General features: G+C 37.7%; 3 protein-coding genes and 1 pseudogene. All 4 read left to right on the top strand.

Annotation, left to right across the window (positions count from 1 at the left end; all coding sequences use genetic code 11):
- Positions 1-742: TonB-dependent receptor domain-containing protein (locus WBJ10_RS13645; RefSeq protein WP_424291213.1), on the top strand; the 742-nt coding region annotated here is incomplete at its 5' end.
- Between the two features lie 222 nt (positions 743-964).
- Positions 965-1,435: pseudogene (locus WBJ10_RS13640) on the top strand (JAB domain-containing protein).
- Between the two features lie 103 nt (positions 1,436-1,538).
- Entirely contained in the window at positions 1,539-1,787 is a 249-nt protein-coding gene (locus tag WBJ10_RS13635) for a hypothetical protein (protein ID WP_424291211.1), read from the top strand.
- Between the two features lie 308 nt (positions 1,788-2,095).
- On the top strand, positions 2,096-2,544 hold a 449-nt coding region (locus tag WBJ10_RS13630; protein ID WP_424291209.1), incomplete at its 3' end, for a histidine kinase dimerization/phospho-acceptor domain-containing protein.

Genomic DNA, 2,544 nt, shown 5'->3' with positions numbered 1-2,544 from the left:
CCGGCCTGTAATATTCAAAGACATTATTCCTAACTCCCTCTTTGAGGTAGCTGACAAAAACTTGAAGGATGCATACGGCTACAATATGGAAGGCGGTGTAAGAGGTGACTGGAAATTTCTAAGCTGGGACATAAGTTATTTCCAGTTAAAATATCAGAACCGTTTAGGCACACTGGCTCAAACAAATACAGCCAATGAGGAAATTATCTTCAAAACAAATATTGGGGACTCGATGACTAAGGGTCTGGAATTATTCACTCAGATAGAATTGACATTGGGAAGGGAAACCAATCTGTCGATATTTACCGCTACCGCTTTTATGAACGGTGTTTATAAAAACGCTGTTCTGCGCTCCGGGAAAGAGAACATAGCTATTAATGGCAATAAGATAGAAAGTGTTCCCTCCTGGCAAAGCCGAAATGGTATAACCCTTAAACTGAATAAATTAAGTCTAAGTGCTCTGCATAGTTATACTGCTGAATCATTTGCTGATGCTTTTAACACGATCACGCCGACTGCTACCGGATCCGCTGGCTTGGTACCATCCTACCATCTTTTTGATTTTAACGGTAAGGTCAGCATTTCTTCCAAATTACAATTAAGACTGAACCTCAACAATGCTTTTGACAAGAAATATTTTACCAAAAGACCGCAATTTTATCCCGGTCCTGGTATCTGGCCATCTGATGGACGGACTTATTCAGCGACTCTTAGCTTCACGCTGGGAACAGGGGATGAGTGATATATTATAATCTCGAGAATTAGGCTCCCTTTTTCTTTTATGATTATATATTAATCATTAGCACAAAGTTAGGCTGCAGGGCTGCTGTAGCGGACAAAAGCTTCCGGCATAAACACTCGTATCCTTCCTTCAGTCCATTTATTCCTTTTCCTTTTGCCCTTAATTGCCCTGAGCCAACAGGAGCACCATAATTAATTCATTAACTTTTTAAATTCTCTAATTATGGAAAAGCTTCAAAAACCAGTCTCATTTTTCCAAGTATCAGAAATCAATGTGACTTACAAACCGAAATTTAAAGCTTCTGAAAGGCCAGATATAAGTACTTCCAAAGATGGTTATAACATATTACTGCAAAACTGGGATATGAATAAAATTGATTTACTAGAACAGTTTAAAGTCCTTTTATTAAACCGAGCTAATAAAGTGCTAGGAATATATGGAGTTTCATGCGGAGGAATGACTGGAACGGTCGCTGATCCTAAGTTAATATTTTCAACAGCTTTAAAGGGCTGCGCAAACTAAATCGTTCTCTCACACAACCACCCTTCAGGTAATTTAAAGCCAAGTCAAGCAGATATTAATCTTACTCAAAAGCTCAGAACTGCTGGAAGTTTTTTGGATATTGATGTTTTAGATCAGATCATCCTAACCAGTGGAGGATATATTTCCTTTGTTGAAGAAGGGCTCATGTAGCTCTTAATTTCCTTTCTATGATTAGGGGTTCTATTAAAAAGCTAATTAAATTTTGTTATGACGTAACAAAACACTTAAAGCTACGTAATACTTACTTCCCATCATGAATACACCTACTTATAAATTTCCAGCACTTAACTTCTTTTCAGGAGCTGATCAAGATCCTATTAACCGGGCACGAATCAGAATTCTGATAGCCGGGATTGTGATGGCAATTCTTTCCTCTGTAACTCTGATTGGGGTTCATTCAATTCAAGGGGAAACCGAGGTGATATTTCTAAGTTTCATTATGATTCTGGTGTATATACTTATTATGCACCAGGGCTTAACTGTCAGAAAGATAAATTTATAACCCATGTACTTATTCTGGTCCAAATAATCCCGGTCTGGGTAGATTTTTTGCATGCCGGAAGAAATATTTTCATTCTTGACTTTTTGCTCTTAATCCAAATCCTTTTCTACACTTTTTTTAATCTTAATCAGTCATTTAGCCTTTTCTACATAGTTCTGGCAATTGCTCCGTTTGCATACAGATTTATTCAGTTTGAAGGAGAGGTACATCCTTCAGTATCTCTTTTTTTCCAGGAGGGATCACTTGGATTTAACACTATTATAGTTTTAAATCTACTTTTCATATCATTTGCAATTCAGCATATCATTATGGCTTTTAAGTCTGTGATTTTGAAATTAGATGATTTAGCAGCGGAGTTAAAGGTCAAATCGAACGGGCTTGAAATTGTTAATGGCGAACTTATATCTCAGTCAGAAGAGTTACAAGCACAGTCGGAAGAACTTCAGATGCAGTCAGAGTATTTGCAATCGCAGTCAGAGGATTTGCGATCTTTGAATGAGCGGTTGTGTTTACAAAAAGAACAAGAACAACAGGCAAGAAAGGAGGCTGACTCAGCGCGTGAAGAAGCTGAAAAAGCTAACAGCGCAAAAACCATCTTTTTAGCAACTATGAGCCATGAGATAAGGACTCCGATGAATGGAGTTATCGGCATCTCTTCACTTTTATCTGAAACATCTCTTAACAATCAACAGAGGGAATATGTACAGATTATCACTAGCAGCGGAGAAGCTTTACTTACGGTAATCAATGATATTCT

This window comes from Daejeonella sp. (genome assembly GCF_049655485.1).
In the GTDB taxonomy this organism is placed as follows: domain Bacteria; phylum Bacteroidota; class Bacteroidia; order Sphingobacteriales; family Sphingobacteriaceae; genus Daejeonella.
This window is presented reverse-complemented; position numbering and strand designations above follow the sequence as displayed.